Here is a 19039-nt window from a genome sequence, read left to right as displayed (position 1 = left end):
AACCTGAATGCCTGGAATATCAATTAAAGGGGGCCTGATGACCCCCACATACTCATGTCAGCTGCCTTGAGCAGGCGGTACCTCCGATTCAAACATCATGCTGACAATCCCCTGATAGTTGCCGGGTTTGTAGCCACCGGTTGGCGCCGCGGCCGGAATAATCTCCAGCCCTACCTGTTTGCCAGTATTGGCATCCGCTTGGTTCAGCAAGTCGGCGGATGTAGTGGTCAGCGCAACGCCTGCCACCTTGACCGTCAAGCCGATACTCTCCTTGCCGCTGGCCATGGTTGCGGGATAAACCAGATAACCCTTGATGGGACCAATGGTGCTCTTCATCTCCAGCTGCTTGGCCAAGGGATCCAGCTTTTGGCTAAAGGGGTTGAAGGTCAGTTTCTGTGGGGTACTCATCCAATCACCCACGGGTTGCACATAAAAGTTTTCGGTCGGGATCTGCGCCGTTACCGTCACCGTATGCTCAATGCGCTCGGCCGCCATCAGCGATCCGCTCGCCAGCAACAGGGCGGGAAAAAGCGATAACATCTTCATAGCCACTCCTTCAGGTGTGATTGTCGTTCTTGTGATATATCGGGATCAGAGCTTGAACTCCCTGAATACCGATTTTTTCCCTTCGATCAGTTCAAAACGAACCAATCGGGTTGCCTCTTGACTGACCCGCTTTTTAACGCCGGGCAGCAGATGCAGCTTCTCCGGTTGACTGCATGACCTCTCTTTTTGGTCACACAGTTCCAGATAATCGAGAATAACGGTGGCATTGCCCCGGTTCTCCACATAGAGAACACCGTTTTTACGGTCAATACGGGTGTCATAACGGGTCTCTTTGGGGGCCACAAAGAGAATGGTGCCAAAACCGGTCATGATGCTGACCCCCGCGCTAATTTGTTGCTGTGGTGGTAATTCGGTTATTTCATCATCCTGCGGTTTGACCGGCACAAAACGCACCCGAAAATAACGTTCTCGCTCCCGCACGCCCATATAGATAAAACGGGTAGCCTGCATACCACCTGCCGGAATAATCAACCGAGATGGACTTGTCACCAGCTGACGAACGCCCTCCTCCGGTAACTCCCGCTCCTTCGGCACGCCATCGGCACCATATATAATTTCGGCCAAGGTTATTTTGACAAATGCCGTCTCATCACCAAGATTTCTAACCCGCTTGAGCAGCGTAGTTTTTTCTGCCGACATATAATCATATAAGGTACCAACGCTAATATCCGGCGACGCCAAGGCATTGCTGCTGAATATAAGCAGCAACACAGTAAAAATCTTATTCATGAATAATAATCACACTGTAAAAACGATAGAGAGTAGTGCCTTCATTGCAGGCTCCGAAAGATATATTAGTTCCATATATGCAAATCGCCAGATGGTCATATTTGGCTCGGCGATTCGTCATTGAGGCCAGTTTAGATAATCCACACAGCGGACTTAATCGGAATAATCTGATACTGCCAAAGTATTTTTTCTGCAAACAATCAGACAATTCCTACAGCCAGCTTTCAACATCCTCCCCTATTATCCGAAATCATCTCAGTCAGCAGGGAAGTGACATGTTTGCGTTTAAAGAAGAGTTTCCGGTCGGTGACGTGGCATCCCTGACGACAGCGGACATTACCGTGCCCTTTTATCAGCCAATCGTTGACCGGGATCGCCAGATCATCGGCTTTGAGGTGCTGGCCAGACGCTGGGAACCCCACCAGCAGCGCTATCAGGGAATAGACTTTCCCTCTCTCAGCGATGAGGAGTCCCTGCATGTGGATATCGTTATGCTCAGAGCCATTTGGCGTGATCTGACCGCGCTGGCACGCCATGCTCCTTGCTCCCTCTCGATAAACCTCAACCCCGCTTTTGAGAGCACAACATATAAGAACCTGCTGTTACTCACCCTCTTACAGGCCCGCAAGCTGGATATCGCAATCTGGTTCGAGGTGGTGGAGTACGCCCCGCTAGAGCGCAAGGAGCTGGCCCTGATCGAGGTACTGCGCAGCCACGGCGCCCATATCGCCTGCGATGACTTTGGCACCCAGGAGTGCAATTTTCAGCGAGTGATGGCGCTCCCCTACGAGATCATCAAGCTGGATCGCTCCCTGCTGCTGCAAGCGACCAAGAGTAGCCATGCCTTGCGCATGCTGACCGGACTGGTGGAGTACCTGCAGCGACTCGGCATGAAGGTGGTGTGCGAAGGGGTGGAAAACCAGACCCATATCGAGATTGCCGATCAGCTCGGCTGTGACTATCAACAGGGTTACGTCTACGCCATGCCCTCCCCCCTCTCCCGTTGGGCCTGAGCGGCGGTTTCATTTCGGCATCCTATCGGCTCGCGCAGCCAATAATTTCCTGCCAAATTGCATGATGACGTGGGGGCGAGTACAATCTCGCACCCCGAATATCCGGCGCATCTTCTTTCGATAGCCCCGGATATGCCGTCATCGGGTCGCGCTGCATTGAGCCTCCTCTCGGAGGGCATCTTGCACCGCAGCTCAACCACTACGATGCCATCAGGTGGCATCGTCCTGATTTGCAATCAGATATAAAGAGTCCGCCATGTTTAAACCAGAATTGCTCTCCCCCGCAGGTTCCCTCAAGAACATGCGTTACGCCTACGCCTATGGCGCCGATGCCGTCTATGCCGGTCAGCCCCGCTACAGCCTGCGGGTGCGCAACAACGAATTCGATCACGAAAACCTGCAGTTGGGCATCAACGAAGCCCATGCACTGGGCAAGCAGTTCTATGTGGTGGCCAACATCCAGCCCCACAACTCCAAGCTCAAGACCTTTATCCGCGACATGCGCCCCGTGGTGGAGATGAAGCCCGATGCGCTGATCATGTCCGACCCCGGTCTTATCATGATGATGCGTGAAGCCTTCCCGGATATGCCCATTCACCTCTCGGTGCAGGCCAACGCGGTCAACTGGGCCACGGTGAAGTTCTGGCATCAAATGGGCCTGACCCGCGCCATCCTCTCCCGCGAGCTGTCGCTGGACGAGATCGAAGAGATCCGCATGCAGGTACCGGAGATGGAGCTGGAAGTGTTCGTTCACGGCGCGCTGTGCATGGCCTACTCTGGCCGCTGCCTGCTCTCCGGCTACATCAACAAGCGTGACCCCAACCAGGGCACCTGCACCAACTCCTGCCGCTGGGAGTACAAGGTGCACGAAGGTAAAGAAGATGACGTGGGCCAGATCGTCCACCGTCAGGAGCCCATCGCAGTGCGTCCGGACAACACGTTAGGCCTTGGCAAACCGACCGATGCGCTGGTGCTGCTGGAAGAGTCCAACCGCCCGGGCGAGTACATGAGCGCGTTCGAGGACGAGCACGGCACCTACATCATGAACTCCAAGGACTTGCGCGCCGTCGAGCACGTCGAGCGACTGACCAAGATGGGCGTTCACTCCCTGAAAATCGAAGGGCGCACCAAATCCTTCTACTACTGCGCACGTACCGCGCAGGTTTACCGCAAGGCCATCGACGATGCAGTGGCGGGACGTCCGTTCGACCGCAGTCTGATGGGCACCCTCGAAAATCTGGCCCACCGCGGCTACACCGAGGGCTTCCTGCGCCGTCACAACCACAGCGAATACCAGAACTACGACTACGGCTACTCCGTCTCCGACACCCAACAGTTTGTCGGCGAGATCACCGGTCGCAAAGGTGACATGGTCGAGGTCGAGGTGAAGAACAAGTTCCTGGTGGGCAACAACCTGGAGCTGATGACCCCGCAGGGCAACGTCCGTTTCAATCTGGAGCAGATGGAGAACCGCAAGGGCGAGCTTATCGACACCGCGCCGGGCAACGGTCACGTAGTCTATGTGCCGGTCCCGAAAGATCTGGATGTGAACTACGGCATCCTGCTGCGCAATCTGGGCGACAGCCAGGATACCCGCAACCCGCACACGGCGGCCTGAAATGGCGCTGCTCATCACCGACAAGTGCATCAACTGTGACATGTGCGATCCCGAGTGCCCCAACCAGGCCATCAGCCTGGGTGAGGAGATCTACGAGATCGACCCCAGTCGCTGCACCGAGTGCGTCGGTCACTATGAGAAGCCGACCTGCATCAGTGTCTGCCCTATCGACTGCATCATCTGGGATCCCGCTCATGTGGAGACCGAAGATCAGCTGATGGAGAAGTTTGTGCGGATGCACCGGCAGTAGCGGATACACAGACCGTAAAACGAAAAAAGGCCGAGCAATCGGCCTTTTTTGATCCTGCGTGCAGCGGCTGGCCATCACTTGCCGACCAGCCGGATCAGTTTGTCCAGCTCACGCTGGGCCTCCAGCATCCGGGTCTGGGACTCCTCCAGCCTGGCCTGCCGCTTGGCAATCTTCTCCGGTTTGCCACTGACTCTCGCCTCCTGCAACTCGAGCAGACGCTCACCCACCTCGCCACGCAGTTTGTTAACCCGCTCTTTCTGCTCCTTAAGCAGACCTTCATCGGTACAGTTGGCCTTGATATTGCGCGCGGCCTGTTCCAGCCCGGCAATCTGCCCGGCGTTATTGTGTGCTTTGGCAAACACCAGCTGGTCGTTGACGGCCTGCAGACGAGCCTTGCAACCGACCGCCTCACTGCCAAAGGCCTGACCCGCCAACAGCAGCAAGCCGGCTCCCAATACTTTCCACATCTCGATTCATCCGGTCTTGTTTGCGAGCTGACCATAAAAACCTCGATCGGCAGCAGGGTCAAGCAAGCGGGAAAAAGGTGTGACAGAAGTTGTGCAACATCACGCAATTGCCACCCTGTTGGTTCTACAATGGCGCTCTTTCCAATCGGGAGTCTGTTATGAATCAACAAATTGTGGTCATTGCCAACGGTGCCCCCTATGGCAGCGAATCCCTGTTCAACGCCCTGCGTCTCGCTATCGCCCTCAACGAACAGGGTGGTGCCAGCCTGAAGCTGTTCCTGATGTCCGATGCGGTGAGTGCAGCACTGGCCGGTCAGGCACCGGCCGAAGGGTACAACCTGCGCCAGATGCTGGAGATCCTGCTGGCACAAGGCGCCACCATTCGCCTGTGCAAGACCTGCACCGATGCCCGTGGCATCACCACCCTGCCGCTGATCGAGGGCATTGAGGTCGGCAACCTGCCGATGCTGGCCCAATGGACCCTGGCTGCCGACAAGGTGCTGACCTTCTGAGCCCCCCCTCCGGATCTCTTGCCCCTTTAGCTCTCATCTGACCCTCCATGGCCCCCGCCATACGGGGGCATTGCGCACGCCGCCAGCCTCACTGACTACACTATCAGTTGCCACGCCAGCTTGTTTGTCCCACCTCACGGACAGCGTAACGCCCAGTAATAAACCGAGGACGACGATGAATCCGACCGAACAGACCCTGCTTGAGCAGATGAGGATCACCGACTTCGAGATTGCCCATCGCAAGGAGTTATTGCTGCTCAATGAGCAGGATGTGGCACGGCTGGCAAGTTATTGCAGCAAAATAGAACCACGGATCGACGCCCTGGTGGATCGCTTCTACCAGCAGCAGACAGCCATCACCGAAATCGCCCTGTTGATCGGGGATGCTGATACCCTCATACGGTTGCGCACCGCGCAACGGCGCTATGTGCTCGATCTCTTCAGCGGCCATTACGATCTGGAGTACGTCAACAACCGGCTGCGGATCGGGCTGGTTCACAAGCGGATCGGGGTCGAACCCAAGCTCTATCTGGCCGCCATCAACACCCTCAAAGCCCTTCTGATCGAGGATATGTTCGAGCAGATCCACGATGAGCCGGAGCGCCTCGTCATGCTGGCCGCACTGGACAAACTCTTTCTGTTCGACATCACTCTGGTCTTCGAAACCTACATTCGCAGTCTGGTGTCGGAAATAGAGTCATCCAGAGAGAAGTCGGAGAACTATGCCAAGAGTCTGGAGCAGAAAGTACGCGAGCGTACCAAACAACTGGAGGAGCTGAACCGCACCGATGCCCTGACCGGATTGCTCAACGTTCGCCACCTCAACGAGCTGTTGCTGCTAAGCCTGCGCACCTGTCAGCGCCGTGCCGAACCCATGGCCATCGCCTATCTCGATATCGACAACTTCAAGCAAATCAACGATACCGAAGGTCACCAGCGCGGAGACGAGATCCTGCGCATCGTCGGCAACTGCATCCGTCAGGTATTTCGCGCCGAAGACTGCTGCTTTCGTTATGGCGGAGATGAGTTCTGCCTGATCCTGCCCAACTGCAACGAGAGTCAAGCGCGGGATATCTATCTCAAACGATTGATCAACACCGTCAAGGAGCAGCTGGGCGATCTCACCCTCAGTATCGGCATCGTGCAGACCGGGCCGGAGCACTACGACGACGGGCTAAACCTGATCCGGCTCGCCGACGAGAGGATGTACGCAGCCAAGAAGGCGCTCAAAGAGAAGACGCCGGGTAGCACGCACTGAACATTCAGCATCACAGATCCCCGCATTAACCGGGTCAGCTCCGCTCAACCACAGAAGAGGCCACTGCGGGACGCTGTACTCTGGCCCCCCACTCATAGAGCGCAAAAATCGCCACACAAAGCAGCGCCATCAGCACATAGAGCAACTGCCCGCTCCACTGCTCGAGGATCCAGCCTCCCAGCAGGGCGCCTGCGGCCCCTCCCAACCCGGCCAGTGCGCTGGCACCAAAGTAGCTCCCCTTGAGGTGGGTAGGAGCCATCTGGTCGATCAGCACGTTGAGCAGGGGGAACAGGATGGTCTCGCCGATGCTGAGCAACAGCACGGCGCCAAACCAGTGGCTGCGCACCATCGGGTCCCCCAGCGCGAAGAGCAGCTGGGCCGCCAGAAAGAGCGTCATACCGATATGAAGCCGCACCCGCACCGGCCAGCGTGACAACAACCGCAGCAGCGGAAACTGCAGCAGCACCACGGTCAGGGCATTGGTCGCCACCAGCAGGGCAACCAGCTCGGCCACCTGCGGCATACCGGCCCGGGTCAGGTATTGCACCAGCGGCGAGTGAAACTGGGAGTAGACCAGCACCATCAGGAGATTGGCCATCACCAGCAGCAGGAAGGCGCGATCCGCCAGCAACACCTTGATGGCATCCCGCAGTCCGGGGCCAGCAGCACCCGGCTTGCCTGTGCTGCCAGCCCGGCGAAATCCCCAGCCAAAGGCCAGCGCCAGCAGCAGATAGCTCACCACCAGAAACAGGAAGGTCTCCTGCTGGGCGTTGATCCCGAGGGTCACCCCGAGCAGCGGCCCCAGCGCGGCCCCCAGGTTGAGCAGAAAATAGCGCAGGTGCAGTGCCAGCTCCCGCGCCTTGGCCGAGGCCAGACTGTCAGCCATCAGCGCCTTGCCGGGGGCATCGATGAGCCCTGACGAGAGGCCGCTGCCCATCACCCCGATCCCAAGCCAGAACACCGCATGGGAGAAGCCGAGCAGGGCGAAACAGATCATCGCCACCAGACAACCGGCCAGCAGTATGCTGCGCCGCCCGAAGCGATCAGAGAGCCAGCCGCCGTAAAAACTGACCAGGGTAGAGAGGGCCATCGAGCCACCCAGCAACAGGCCGATGAAGGTGGCCGAAAGGTCATACTCCCGATAGAGCAGAATGGAGAGGAAGGGCCACACCATGTAGTAGCTGGTACGCACCATGAAGGTGCCCAGAATGACGATCCAGACCAGCGGGGTAAATTGCCTGAAGGTGCTCCATGACATCGCTATGCTCCATGCCCCGCAGCTCTTACCACAAGATCCTGTCATAAACGGGGAAAGCATTCAGTTGTAACAGAGGGCCTCAATAGAAACAACCTTTGCTCACCGACAAGGTGCAACCGGATGCAAAAAGGCCAGCCGATGGGCTCGGCTGGCCTTTTTATCACGGGATTTCCCTCGGGCTAGCGCCAGAGGGCCAGGCTTAGCGCCAAGGGCTTTGCTGCCACAGCCGCCCAAGTCCTGCCTCGAGCGCCTGCGCGCCCTGCTGCCCCAGCTTCTGGGTCAGGCTTTTTGGCTTACGATAGCTAATGCCGATCACCTTGTGGTGGCTGGCCTGCGCCAGCAGATAGTCATCGCTGGTGCAGAGGGTATCCACCAGCCCCAACCCCTTGGCCTGACTCGCCAGCCAGTGTTCACCGGTCGTGACCTGATCGATATCGAGTTGCGGGCGGTGTTCGGCCACAAAGGCCTTGAATCGCTCGTGGATCGCCGCCAGCTCCTCGCGAAACTTCTCGCGCCCCAGATCGTCGTTCTCGCCAAACATGGTGATGGTGCGCTTGTACTGACCGGCGGTGTGCATCTCGAATTCGATGTCATGCTTTTTCAACAACTTGTTGAAGTTCGGCATCTGGGCGATCACCCCGATGGAGCCGACGATGGCAAAGGGGGCAGCCAGGATCTTGTCCGCCACGCAGGCCATCATGTAGCCGCCGCTCGCCGCCACCTTGTCGATAGCCACGGTGAGCTTGATGTCACGATCGCGCAGCCGCTGCAGCTGGGAAGCGGCCAAGCCGTAACCATGCACCACGCCGCCACCGGATTCGAGCCGCAGCAGCACCTCGTCGCCGGGCTGGGCGACGCCGATCACCGCGCTCACCTCCTCGCGCAGGGAGGCCACCTCTTTGGCATCCATGCTGCCGTTGAAATCGAGCACGAACAGGCGACTGCGCTCATCCCCCGCCTTGGCGCGTTTTTTCTGCTCCTCTTTCTGCTGCTTTTCCATCACCTTGCGCTCGGTCTTGCTGGCGAGCGCGCTCTTGAGCGCAAACTGCCCCTGCTCCAGCTCGCTCGAGAGATCGGTCACCACCAGCTCACCCTTGCGCGCTTTCGGCTGGCGAGTGCTGACGATCATCAGGATGATGGCGCCGATGGCCAGCAGGAAGGTCACTGTCTTGGCCAGAAACAGGCCATATTCGGTCAGAAATGTCACGATGGACTCCAGAATGGATCGGTTTTCGTCACATTCTAGGGAGTTTGATGGAGGCGCGCAAAAAATCGCAGCCAGTGCCAGGAAAAACCAACCCGAGCATCACAACCTCTCTATTTTCTTCACATTTTTCTTGCCGCTGGCTGGTCAAACAGGCGCGCGGATCAGTACACTTGGCGCCGATTGCCATGCACTTATGGCCGGAATTTGTTAACAGGAGTTGTCATGCTCGATTATCAGGCGCCCCGCGATCTGCTCAAGGATAAAGTCATTCTGGTCACCGGTGCCGGCGACGGGATCGGCCGCGAAGCCGCCCTCACCTACGCCGCCCACGGTGCCACCGTGATCCTGCTCGGCCGCACCAGCGCCAAACTCGAAGCCGTGTATGACCAGATTGAAGCAGCCGGTTATCCGCTGCCCGCCATCGTGCCGGTGGATCTGAAAGGGGCCACCGCCGCCCACTACCGCGGCATGGCCGAAACCTTCGCCCAGCAGTTTGGCCGCCTCGACGGCGTGCTGTTCAACGCCGGTCTGCTCGGCACCCTCTCTCCGTTTGAACATATTCAGGAGAAGGAGTGGGACGAAGTGATGCAGGTCAACGTCAAATCGGAATTCCTGCTGACCCAGGCGCTGCTGCCGCTGCTACGCCAGACAGCCAAGGCGCAGGGCGATGCCTCTATCGTCTACACCTCCTCCAGCGTGGGACGCAAGGGGCGCGCCTACTGGGGCACCTATGCCATCTCCAAATTTGCCATCGAGGGGATGATGGAAGTGCTGGCCGACGAGCTTGAGAACACCGGCGTGCGGGTCAATACCCTCAATCCGGGCGGTACCCGTACCAAGATGCGCGCCAGCGCATTCCCGGCGGAAGATCCCATGAACCTCAAGACTCCGGCCGATCTGATGCCGCTCTACCTCTACCTGATGGGGTCGGACAGCCGCGGCAAAACCGGCCAGACCTTTGTGGCTCAGCCAAAATAAACAGGCGGCTCAGCCCAAATAAATCAATAAAATACCCAGAGTGTTGTGCGGCAGGGGTTAAATTGAATAGGGGGCACAGGCTCCCTGTTCGAACCACTGACCATCCTATCTCCAATCAGGTTGAACTATGTTTCGTCCCAAGAGCACGTTTGAGCAATGGCGGATCTTTCAGGCGGTGGTCGACTGCGGCGGCTACGCCCAGGCGGCCGAGGCGCTGAACAAGAGCCAGTCCTCCCTCAATCATGCGGTTGCGAAGTTGCAGCAGAGTCTGGGGGTGCCCTTGCTGGAGGTGCGCGGCCGCAAGGCGGTGCTGACCCCGGCGGGCGAGATCTTCCTCAAGCGGGCCCGTCAGTTGAGCCAACAGGTGGAAGAGCTGGAAAATCTGGCCAACAACCTGGAGCGGCAATGGGAGCCGCAGATCAACCTCTATGTCTCGGCGCTGCAGCCAAGGGATCGCCTCTATCGGGCGCTGGCCAGCTTCTATCCCCGCAGCCGGGGTTGCCGGGTCAACCTGCACGAACGCATTCACTGCCACTTCAACGCCCTGCAACCGGGGGATCTGATGCTCTCCGAGCACCTGCCCGGCGATCGCACCGGCCTGTTGCTGGACGAGGTGTGCCTGCTGCCTCTCTGCGCCGCCAGCCATCCGCTGGCACAGGAGGAGGGGGCCATCCGCAGCGATGTGCTGACCAGCCACAACCAGATCAGCCTTCATCCCCCCATTCACCGCTCGGTGGACTGGAACGATGCGGATGACACTGGCTGGAAGGCCACCCACTACCACGAAGTGCTCGCCATGCTGCGCCTTGGCCTCGGCTATGCCTGGCTGCCGCGCCATCTGGTAGAGCGGGAGCTGGCGGAAGGGTCACTCATACAGCTGGATCTGGAGAGCGGCAACGAGCGCCACCTCTACACCTATCTGCTGACCCTCTCACCCGAATCTCTCGGCCCCGCGACCGAGCTGCTGCTGCGCTGCCTGCGTAACGAGTATCAGGGCGAATCAGCGCCGCTTCCGCACGCCTAGCCCCAACACGACAAATAACAGCCAGCCCCCCTGTCAGACGTTGGGCACCCGCCAGCTGGCGGCCAGTGCCACCAGTGCCAATCCCAACGCCACCATAAAGACCCCGTGGAAACTCCACACCTCCGCCACCACACCGGCGATGGCCCCTGCCATGATGGAGCCGGTGCGGATACTGTTGGCAAACAGGGTGGTCGCCACCCCGGCTCGCCCCGGCATCAGATCCTGAAAGTAAGACATGCCGATCCCCGCCACGATACCGATGAAGATGGCGTTGAACAGCTGCAAGGCGATCAGGGCGTATTGGTCGGTGAGAGTCACCAGACCGGTGTAAAAGGCCGCGCCAGCCAGCACCGCCAGCAACATCATGGGGCGCTTGCCAAAACGGGCCGTGTAGTAACCCGCCAGCAGCATGAAGGGGATCTCGAGCGCAGCTGCCGTGCCCATCAGGATACCAGCAAGCTTCTCATCCATCCCGAGCTCTCGGGTGATGTAAAGCGGCATATTGATGAGGTACATGCTGTTGCAGGTCCACATCAGGGTTGAGGCGATAAAGAGTGCCCGCACCGCCGGATCCCGCCAGCTGCTGACCCGCTCGCTCTCTTCAGCCAGCTTGGGCAGCGGCAGAGAGGGCAGCCAGCGCCACACCACCAGGGCGCAGAGCAGGTAGGCCAGTGCCGAGGCCAGATACATCAGCTCAAAACCGTAGCCGATGGCCAGCGCAAAGGCGATGGGCGGGCCTATGACCCAGGCCAGCGAAAACTGGGCGCGCATCACCGAGCTGAACATGTCCGCCCGCCGGTTGCGGCTGTCGGAGTACTCCCGCGCCAGCGCAAACAGCTGGGGACTGGCAGTGGCCGCCAGCGCAGCCAGCATAACCCCCAGACTCGCCAGCAGCCAGTAGTTGCGGTTCCAGGCAAACAGCAAGGAGAGCGCCACTCCGGCAAAACAGCAGCGCATGATCAGTCGCTTGCGATCCCCCTTGTTGTCGGAGCGATGGCCCAGCCACTGGCTGACCAGAATGCCCACCACCGCATTGATGGTATAGAAGAGCCCGACCAGAAAGGGGCGCACCTGCACCTCTTCGGCCAGAAACAGACTTAAGGTAGGCACCTGCAGTGCCACCGCGACGCCAGTCATAAAGGTCACGGCAAGAAATGAAAGAGAGACGGGGTCAGGGCGTTTGACCGCCGCTATCGACAAGCTCATAGGGTTACCACTGGTTGGAGGGACGATACGGGCTAACGGGCGGCAGCCGTATGAAAATTCGGCGCCTATCTTATGTCACTATCAAGAGCGGGCTCAAGGATGGCATAAGCGGGTGTGCGCCTTGCGAGGGAGGCCGCGACCCCGTAGAGTGAAAGCCCATCCTGCCAGCACAAGGAGTTCGCATGTTTGATTTTGATCAGGAAGTAGACCGCAGTGGCACCATGAGCCTGAAATGGGACAAGTACAAGGGTCAGGATGTGCTGCCCATGTGGGTTGCCGATACCGACTTTGTCTCCCCCCCGTCCGTGATCGAGGCGTTGACCAAACGGGTTGCCCACGGCATTTTCGGCTATTCACGCCCCTCGCCGCGCCTGATCGAACTCATTATCGAACGGATGGCGACCCGCTATGGCTGGGCCATCGAGCCCGAATGGCTGGTGTTCCTACCCGGCGTGGTGCCGGGGCTCAACCTCGCCTGCAAGGCGTGGAGCCAGCATGGCCGCGGTATCATCACCCCCAAGCCGGTCTACTACCCCTTCCTGCAGGCGCCGGGCTTCAATGATCGTCCCCTGCTCACCGTGCCGATGATTGAAGAGGCCGGGCGCTGGGTGCTGGATCTGGCAGAGCTTGAGCGTCAGGCCCCCGCCGCAGATCTGCTGCTGCTCTGCAACCCCCACAACCCGGGCGGCACCATCTTCACCCGTGACGAGCTGCTGGCCATCGATGCCATCGCCGCGCGCCACAATCTGGTGATCTGCTCCGATGAAATCCACTGCGATCTGCTGCTGGATAAGAATGCCCGCCACATTCCCTACGGCGCCATCAGTGCACAAGCAGCCGAGCGCTGCGCGGTGATGATGGCCCCGAGCAAGACCTTCAATATCGCCGGTCTCTGTTGCTCCTTCGCCATTATCCCCAACGCCCGTCTGCGCTTCAGGCTGCAACAGGCGATGCGCGGCATCAGCGCCGACGTCAACCTGCTGGGCTTTGTCGCCGCCGAAGCGGCCTATGAGGGTGGCGAACAGTGGCTGACCGAGCAACTCGACTATCTGGCAGCCAATCTGGCCCTGATCCAGCAAGCGGTTGCCCGCTGGCCCGGCGTCAAGCTGGCCTGTCATCAGGCGACGTATCTGGCCTGGATCGATGTGAGCGCCCTTGGCCTTGCCGATCCCATCGCCTTCTTCGAGCAGGCCGGCGTTGGTCTCTCCCCCGGCGCCCAGTTTGGCGACGGTCAGTTCGTGCGGCTCAACTTCGGCTGCACCAGAGCACGGCTGACCGACGCGCTGGCGCGGATGGAGCAGGCAATCCTCAACCACAGCAAGCCCTGATCAGCCAGCAACGGGATGGGCAAGCCCCATCCCTTTTTCCCTGTGTCATCAGCCAGCAGTCAACTCAGTCAACGGTCAATTATGTCTCTACGGATCTTGCATCACCTTCTGCTTCCCCTCTGTGCACTCTCTGCGCTGCTCCCCTTTGGCAGCCAGGCGCTGACTATCGGAACGGGCCCGCTCAATGGGGTCTACTACCCGACCGGTGGCGCCATCTGCCGGGTGCTCAATGCCGGCCATGCCCTGCATGGGGACAGCTGCACCGTGCAGAGCACCCGTGGCTCGATGGCCAACCTCAAGGCACTCGACAAAGGGGACGTACAACTGGCGCTGGTGCAGTCCGATGTGTTGCACCACGCACTGCACGGCACCGGCCCCTTCAGCGGGCAGGGGGCCAACAATGAGCTGCGCAGCCTGTTTCGCCTCTATCAGGAGTCGCTGACCCTGCTGGCTGCCCCCAATAGCGGCATCACCACCCTGGCAGATATCGAAGGGAAGCGGGTTTATCCGGGCAACAAGGGCGCCGGTGAGCAGATCACCAGCCAGGCCCTGATGGCGGCCATGGGATGGCAACCCGGGCAGTTTGCTGCCTATCAGCTCAAGTCGGACAGCGAACCGCTGGAAGGGCTGTGCGATGGCTCGCTGGATGCCGCTTTTGTGGTGGCCGGTCACCCCAGTCTGGCGGTCGGCGACCTGATCAGCCGCTGCAAGGTGCGCCTCATCCCCATCGAAGGGGAGCAGATCGACACGCTACTCAAGCAGCACCCCTACTACCAGCGCAGCCGCATCGCCGCCAACCTCTATCCGGGGCAGACTACTGCCATCAACAACATCGGGATGAGTGCCGAACTGGTGGCGCTGGCCAGCCTGCCGGACCCCATCGTCCGTACCGTGCGCGATACCCTGCTGGCCCGGGTCAAACAGTTCAGTCGGCTGCATCCTGCCCTGAGCAAGGTGACCCCCGAGCAGTTGCAGGCGCAGACCGAGCTGCCCCTCCATGCGGGGATGTCGGATCAACCGCCAGCCCCCTTGCCACTGACCCCCGAGCAGTTAACTGCGGAACAGCTGACACCGGAGCCGTTAACACCAGCGCCATCGGCCTCGGAGGCGGTGCCCACGACAGTGCCGGTGAGCGCCGCCAACGGGACGACTGCGCCCTCTGACGCGACCGCCACCAGCAGTGCCGCAGTGGCAACAGAAGCCACAGAGGTTAATCCCTTGCCCGAAGAGGCACTTGAGGTCACCTCCGAGCTCACTTCTACGCCAACCACCGAGGGTGAGAGCATGGCTCCTTCTGCCGCAGCGTCAACGGTTCCATCACCATCGGCTGCCGTGTCGACTCAGTTGCCACAGAGCGCCTCTGCGGCCACTTCGCTACAAGAACAGGCAAACCAGCCGGCCAGCAGTGCGGTGACTGGCGAAACCTCGCAGCAGGATAAAACCGATACACTGCCCTCCCCTGCCGCCAACGCAGCCACACAGCTGCAACCCTGAATGGTCAGCACCCACAAATGCATCAGGGCAGCCTCGGCTGCCCTGATTGTTTACGCGCGTTCGATAGTGACGCAATTGATGGCAGCACAGTCACCCCGATAGGCCTGCTCACCTTGCCGCCCCGCTACGGCTCCATCACACGGGTCAGATAGGGGTTGGGCTTCTGGATCTCCTCCTCCACCCAGTGCAGCAACTGCTTGATGGCCCGCGACAACACCTGATTCTGGCGCACCACGTAGCCCAGACTGGTACCGGGAAAGTCGCCGAGGCTGGTGACCGGCGCGGTGAGGTTGAGGCGCGGATGCAGGGAGAAATCCGGCACGATGGCGACACCAAAGCCTGCCTCGGCCCAATCGAGCTGGGCGTCCACGCTGCCCACCTCCATGATGCGACAGGGGGGCAAGGCCAGCAGCGGCAGGGACGGGTCGATCAGCGCCCGGGTGCGGGTGTCGTGACCGAGCAGGATCAGGGTCGGCTCGTCGAGGGGGTCGCTCTCCCCCGCCACCGCCCGCGCCTGCCAGCGGGCAAGGCCGTGGCCCAGCGCGCACCAGGTCACCTGTTGCAGCTCGGTGTAGAAGAGCGGCTCGCTGCGCTTTTGCGCCATGACAAAACCCAGATCCGCCTTGCCCGCCTTGACCAGCTCGGCGGCCTGATCCGAAGTGGTGTTGAACAGGGTAAGGTCGATGCCGGGGAACTCCCGCTTGAAGCGCTGGAACGGCTGGATCAGCAGCAGGCGGGAGATGATGTCGCTGGCGGCGATGGCCAGCGTCCCCTGACTCAGCTGGTTGAGGGCATTGAGATCGGACTGGCAGAGCTGCAACTCGGCGATGGTGCGCTCGGCGCTTTGCAGCAGCCGCTCCCCCGCCTGCGTCAGGCGAAACGGACTGCGCTCGATCAGCCGCACCCGGGTCGCCTGCTCCAGCCGCTTGATATGCAGGCTGACATTGGGCTGGGTCATGTGCAGCTCGGTGGCGGTCTGGCCAAAATGTTGCAATCGGGCCAGGGTGACAAAGGTTTGCAGCCAGTGAATATCCAGCATAAGAGTCCCTCAACCCGCGATGTGCGGGGCTTGCCAGGCAAAATCGGACGGTTTGCCGCTTAATTGGCCATAATTATATGGCTCTCTTATCGGAATTATAAAGATAATTAATTTTTCTAATCCGCATCAGGCTCCTAGGATGGACGCCTAACGTCTTAGGAGAAAGAGTCATGTCGTCTATCGTAGTCGTAGGTGCTAACTGGGGTGATGAAGGCAAAGGCCGCATCGTGGATTATCTGGCAGGTCAAGCTGGCGCCAGCATTCGCTTCCAGGGCGGCAACAACGCTGGCCACACCGTGGTCAACGACCTTGGCACCTTCAAGCTGCACCAGGTTCCGAGTGGCGTATTCAACCCGGATTGCCTGGTTGTCCTCGGCCCGGGCATGGTGATCAGCCCCGAGAAACTGACCGTCGAGCTCGACGAAGTCAAAGCCTCCGGCGTGACTCCGAAGCTGGCCATCTCTGACCGCGCAACCCTCTGCCTGCCGCTGCACGCACTGGAAGATACCCTGGAAGAGCAACGTCTGGGTGACGGCGCCTATGGCTCCACCCGTCAGGGCATCGCTCCTGCCTACGGCGATCGCGTGATGAAGAAAGCGATCCTGGTCGGCTGGCTGAAACAGCCGGACGTGCTGGTCGAGCGCATCCAGTTCATGCTGGACTGGAAACTGCCGCAGATGAAGGCTATCTACCCCTCCTTCGAATTCACCCAGACTGCCCAGGAGATGGCCGACTGGCTGCTGGAAGTCTCTGCCCCCTGGATCGACGCCGTGTGCAACGTCAGCATGCCGCTCAAAGCGCTGCAGGCAGAAGGCAAGACCCTGCTGTTCGAAGCGCAGCTGGGCGCTGGCCGTGACCTGATCTACGGCGAATACCCCTGGGTCACCTCCTCCCACGTATCTGGCGCCTACGCCGGTATCGGTGGCGGTCTGCCGGGTCTGCGCCCGGAGCGCGTCATCGCTGTGGCCAAGGCATTCAGCTCCTCTGTCGGTACCGGCACCCTGCTGACCGCCATGGAGAACCAGGACGAGTTCCGCAAGATCACCAACGAGTTCGGTGCCACCACCGGCCGTCCCCGTGATGTCGGTTACTTCGATGCTGTCGCCACCAAGAACGGTGTCGAGCTGCAAGCCGCCACCGAAGTGGCCCTGACCAAGCTGGACTGCCTGACCGGTCTGCCAGATCTGAAGATCTGCGTGGCTTACGAAGGTGCCCACACCGAGAACCCGATTTGGCCGCAAACCGCTGCCCTGAAGCCAGTTTACGAGCAGATGGAAAGCTGGAGCGAAGACATCACCGGCTGCCGCACCTTCGAAGAGCTGCCCAAAGCGGCCCAGCAGTACGTGCTGCGTATCGAAGAGCTGCTCGGCGTACCGGTTCCGATGGTTTCCGTCGGCCCGGGCCGTGACGAGATGATCCTGCGCTAAGCCGCACCTCTTATCGTCAAACAAAAAACCGGCATCCCTGATGCCGGTTTTTTTTATGGCTGCTATTTACCTTATCGCCATAAAAACCACCCAAAGGCTCAATTAACTCAACAATCGACCTCACATTGAGCCGTTCTGCAATATTATTCTGCCCTGCTCTCGCTAAAGTGAACCCGTTACCACACGAGGAGTCACCCGATGAAATTGCTCAAACACAGTGCCCTGTTGCCACTGCTCTGCCTGACGACCATGCCAGCCTTTGCCATGACCCTGAAGAGCACGGACATTCACGAAGGCCAGCTGATGGACAAACAGTTCAGCTTCAACGGCTTTGGCTGCAGCGGCGACAACCACTCGCCCCAGCTGAGTTGGCAGGATCTGCCGGCAGGCACCAAGAGTGTTGCCATCACCGCCTATGACCCAGATGCCCCCACCGGCAGCGGTTGGTGGCACTGGCTGGTGGTTAACCTGCCTGCCACCCAGAGCGAACTGGCCAGCAATGCCTCCGGCAAGCTCAAGCAGGGATTGGAGATCCGCACCGACTTTGGCAGCCAGGGTTATGGCGGCCCCTGCCCGCCCGCTGGTCACGGCATGCACCGCTATCAGTTCACCGCCTGGGCCCTGCCCCATGATCTCGAGGTAAAGGCTGATACCCCGCCGGCTATGGTAGGCTACATGCTCAACAGCATGGCGCTCGGCAAAGCCACCCTGACCACCACCTTCGTCACCCCCTAGGAGCCAACCGGATGAGCACTCCCCTGCTGCAACAGAGCCACTATCTCGGGATCCGCCAGCAGCCCCTGCATCGGGTGCTCATCTACGCCCCGACCCTTATCTGGGTCACCCAGGGGAGCAAGCAACTGTGGTGGCGCGAGCGACGTCTGTCGTTTGACAGGGAGCGATGGCTGCTGATCCCGGCAGGCCACCAGCTCACTTTCGTCAATCAGCCGGAGCAGGGCAAGTTTCGCTCCCACGCCATCACGCTGCTCACCCCGCCGCCACCAGAATGGCTGGCCGAGTCAGCCCCTTCCCACGCCGATCTGGAGGAACCTGCCGTCAAGGTCACCCCCGGGCTCGCCTTCTGCTTTGAGCTCATCAGCACCATGGCCGAACGGGGACTGAGCGAGGCGACCCAGGCCGAACTGCTGCGCGGCTTCTATGCCGAGCTGCGGGCCGCCAACGCCCTCGGATTGCTCTTTCCCGCCAGCACCATGACCCTCGCAGAGCGGCTGGCACGCTACCTGGCGGTGGAACCCGGAATCGACCACACCCTGGAGGCGGTGGCCCCCCACTTCTCCATGAGCCGCGCCTCCATGGTGCGCAAGCTGGCCGCCGAAGGTCGCAGCTTTCGCCAGTTGCTGGCTCAGGTGCGCATGAGCCACGCCCTCAACCTGTTGCAACAGGGCCTGACCCCGCTGGAGGTCGCCCTCGCCTGCGGTTATGACTCCCCCAGCCGCTTTGCCGCCCGCTTCAAGCAGGAGTTCGGCCTGACGCCCCACCAATACCTGCACACCTGCCCTGCCAGATTGGCGAGCAATGAACAGTAAAATATTACTTAAAACCAATTCTGTGTAACCTGATGTAACCCGGTGATCCCGCTCACATTGCCACCTCTTCAGAGTGTGATCTCGCGCCAGCGCTCCCTTTTCCCTTGCCATACAATG

19 protein-coding genes are annotated in these 19039 nt (G+C 60.0%); 12 read left to right on the top strand and 7 right to left on the bottom strand.

The features are described from left to right. Positions 1-57: 57 nt before the first annotated feature. Positions 58-546, bottom strand: a complete 489-nt coding sequence (locus OKC42_RS07505; RefSeq protein ID WP_270819375.1) for a CS1 type fimbrial major subunit — start codon at positions 544-546, stop codon at positions 58-60. 45 nt (positions 547-591) lie between these two features. Continuing rightward, a complete protein-coding gene (locus OKC42_RS07500; protein ID WP_270819374.1) occupies positions 592-1296 on the bottom strand; it encodes a hypothetical protein in 705 nt (234 codons plus the stop codon). A gap of 275 nt (positions 1297-1571) precedes the next feature. Between OKC42_RS07500 and OKC42_RS07495 the strand changes: the two genes are divergently transcribed. The 3 genes from OKC42_RS07495 (at position 1572) to OKC42_RS07485 (ending at position 4177) form a co-directional block, all read left to right on the top strand. Beyond that, positions 1572-2309 (top strand): EAL domain-containing protein, encoded by a 738-nt coding sequence (locus tag OKC42_RS07495; RefSeq protein ID WP_270819373.1) that lies wholly within the window; start codon positions 1572-1574, stop codon positions 2307-2309. Between the two features lie 256 nt (positions 2310-2565). After that, complete coding sequence (gene trhP, locus OKC42_RS07490) at positions 2566-3927, top strand: prephenate-dependent tRNA uridine(34) hydroxylase TrhP (protein ID WP_005334895.1); 1362 nt, start codon at positions 2566-2568, stop codon at positions 3925-3927. Between the two features lies 1 nt (position 3928). Next, positions 3929-4177, top strand: a complete 249-nt coding sequence (locus OKC42_RS07485) for a YfhL family 4Fe-4S dicluster ferredoxin (RefSeq protein ID WP_005334896.1) — start codon at positions 3929-3931, stop codon at positions 4175-4177. Between the two features lie 74 nt (positions 4178-4251). Here the strand turns inward: OKC42_RS07485 and OKC42_RS07480 are convergent, their stop codons facing one another. Further along, positions 4252-4644: a DUF1090 domain-containing protein gene (locus tag OKC42_RS07480; protein ID WP_270819371.1), complete on the bottom strand. Its 393-nt coding sequence runs from the start codon at positions 4642-4644 to the stop codon at positions 4252-4254. 158 nt (positions 4645-4802) lie between these two features. On the opposite strand from OKC42_RS07480, the gene OKC42_RS07475 reads away from it, so the two are divergent. Both OKC42_RS07475 and OKC42_RS07470 read left to right on the top strand, forming a co-directional pair. Continuing rightward, on the top strand, positions 4803-5156 hold the full coding sequence (locus OKC42_RS07475; RefSeq protein ID WP_167574305.1) for a DsrE/DsrF/TusD sulfur relay family protein: 354 nt from the start codon (positions 4803-4805) through the stop codon (positions 5154-5156). Between the two features lie 175 nt (positions 5157-5331). Beyond that, positions 5332-6414 carry a diguanylate cyclase domain-containing protein gene (locus OKC42_RS07470; protein ID WP_069526364.1) on the top strand — a complete coding sequence of 361 codons (1083 nt, stop codon included), beginning with the start codon at positions 5332-5334 and terminating at the stop codon, positions 6412-6414. 34 nt (positions 6415-6448) lie between these two features. On the opposite strand, the gene OKC42_RS07465 is transcribed toward OKC42_RS07470, so the two are convergent. Continuing rightward, positions 6449-7672, bottom strand: a complete 1224-nt coding sequence (locus tag OKC42_RS07465) for an MFS transporter (protein ID WP_270819369.1) — start codon at positions 7670-7672, stop codon at positions 6449-6451. A 199-nt stretch (positions 7673-7871) separates the two neighbouring features. Beyond that, positions 7872-8879 carry a protease SohB gene (sohB, locus tag OKC42_RS07460; protein WP_103250804.1) on the bottom strand — a complete coding sequence of 336 codons (1008 nt, stop codon included), beginning with the start codon at positions 8877-8879 and terminating at the stop codon, positions 7872-7874. Positions 8880-9101: 222 nt separating this feature from the next. Here sohB and OKC42_RS07455 point away from each other — a divergent pair, with 222 nt between their 5' ends. Beyond that, positions 9102-9857, top strand: a complete 756-nt coding sequence (locus OKC42_RS07455; protein WP_005334909.1) for a YciK family oxidoreductase — start codon at positions 9102-9104, stop codon at positions 9855-9857. Between the two features lie 127 nt (positions 9858-9984). Further along, on the top strand, positions 9985-10881 hold the full coding sequence (locus OKC42_RS07450) for a LysR family transcriptional regulator (RefSeq protein ID WP_270819368.1): 897 nt from the start codon (positions 9985-9987) through the stop codon (positions 10879-10881). Positions 10882-10914: 33 nt separating this feature from the next. Here OKC42_RS07450 and OKC42_RS07445 read toward each other — a convergent pair whose 3' ends face one another. After that, entirely contained in the window at positions 10915-12087 is a 1173-nt protein-coding gene (locus OKC42_RS07445; protein WP_270819367.1) for an MFS transporter, read from the bottom strand. A 182-nt stretch (positions 12088-12269) separates the two neighbouring features. Here OKC42_RS07445 and OKC42_RS07440 point away from each other — a divergent pair, with 182 nt between their 5' ends. Then, complete coding sequence (locus tag OKC42_RS07440) at positions 12270-13415, top strand: MalY/PatB family protein (RefSeq protein ID WP_236767428.1); 1146 nt, start codon at positions 12270-12272, stop codon at positions 13413-13415. 81 nt (positions 13416-13496) lie between these two features. Continuing rightward, positions 13497-14909 carry a TAXI family TRAP transporter solute-binding subunit gene (locus OKC42_RS07435; protein ID WP_270819365.1) on the top strand — a complete coding sequence of 471 codons (1413 nt, stop codon included), beginning with the start codon at positions 13497-13499 and terminating at the stop codon, positions 14907-14909. A 124-nt stretch (positions 14910-15033) separates the two neighbouring features. On the opposite strand, the gene OKC42_RS07430 is transcribed toward OKC42_RS07435, so the two are convergent. Beyond that, positions 15034-15948 carry a LysR family transcriptional regulator gene (locus OKC42_RS07430; RefSeq protein ID WP_005353868.1) on the bottom strand — a complete coding sequence of 305 codons (915 nt, stop codon included), beginning with the start codon at positions 15946-15948 and terminating at the stop codon, positions 15034-15036. 170 nt (positions 15949-16118) lie between these two features. Here OKC42_RS07430 and OKC42_RS07425 point away from each other — a divergent pair, with 170 nt between their 5' ends. The 3 genes from OKC42_RS07425 (at position 16119) to OKC42_RS07415 (ending at position 18922) form a co-directional block, all read left to right on the top strand. Then, on the top strand, positions 16119-17375 hold the full coding sequence (locus OKC42_RS07425; protein ID WP_005334922.1) for an adenylosuccinate synthetase: 1257 nt from the start codon (positions 16119-16121) through the stop codon (positions 17373-17375). Positions 17376-17573: 198 nt separating this feature from the next. Further along, entirely contained in the window at positions 17574-18110 is a 537-nt protein-coding gene (locus OKC42_RS07420; RefSeq protein WP_270819364.1) for a YbhB/YbcL family Raf kinase inhibitor-like protein, read from the top strand. Positions 18111-18121: 11 nt separating this feature from the next. Continuing rightward, entirely contained in the window at positions 18122-18922 is an 801-nt protein-coding gene (locus OKC42_RS07415; protein WP_270819363.1) for a helix-turn-helix transcriptional regulator, read from the top strand. Positions 18923-19039: the final 117 nt, after the last annotated feature.

The organism is Aeromonas sp. Y311-2, from assembly GCF_027706025.1.
GTDB classification, from domain to species: Bacteria; Pseudomonadota; Gammaproteobacteria; order Enterobacterales; family Aeromonadaceae; genus Aeromonas; species Aeromonas veronii.
Note: the sequence above shows the minus strand (reverse complement) of the source record. Positions and strands in the feature narration are given on the sequence as shown.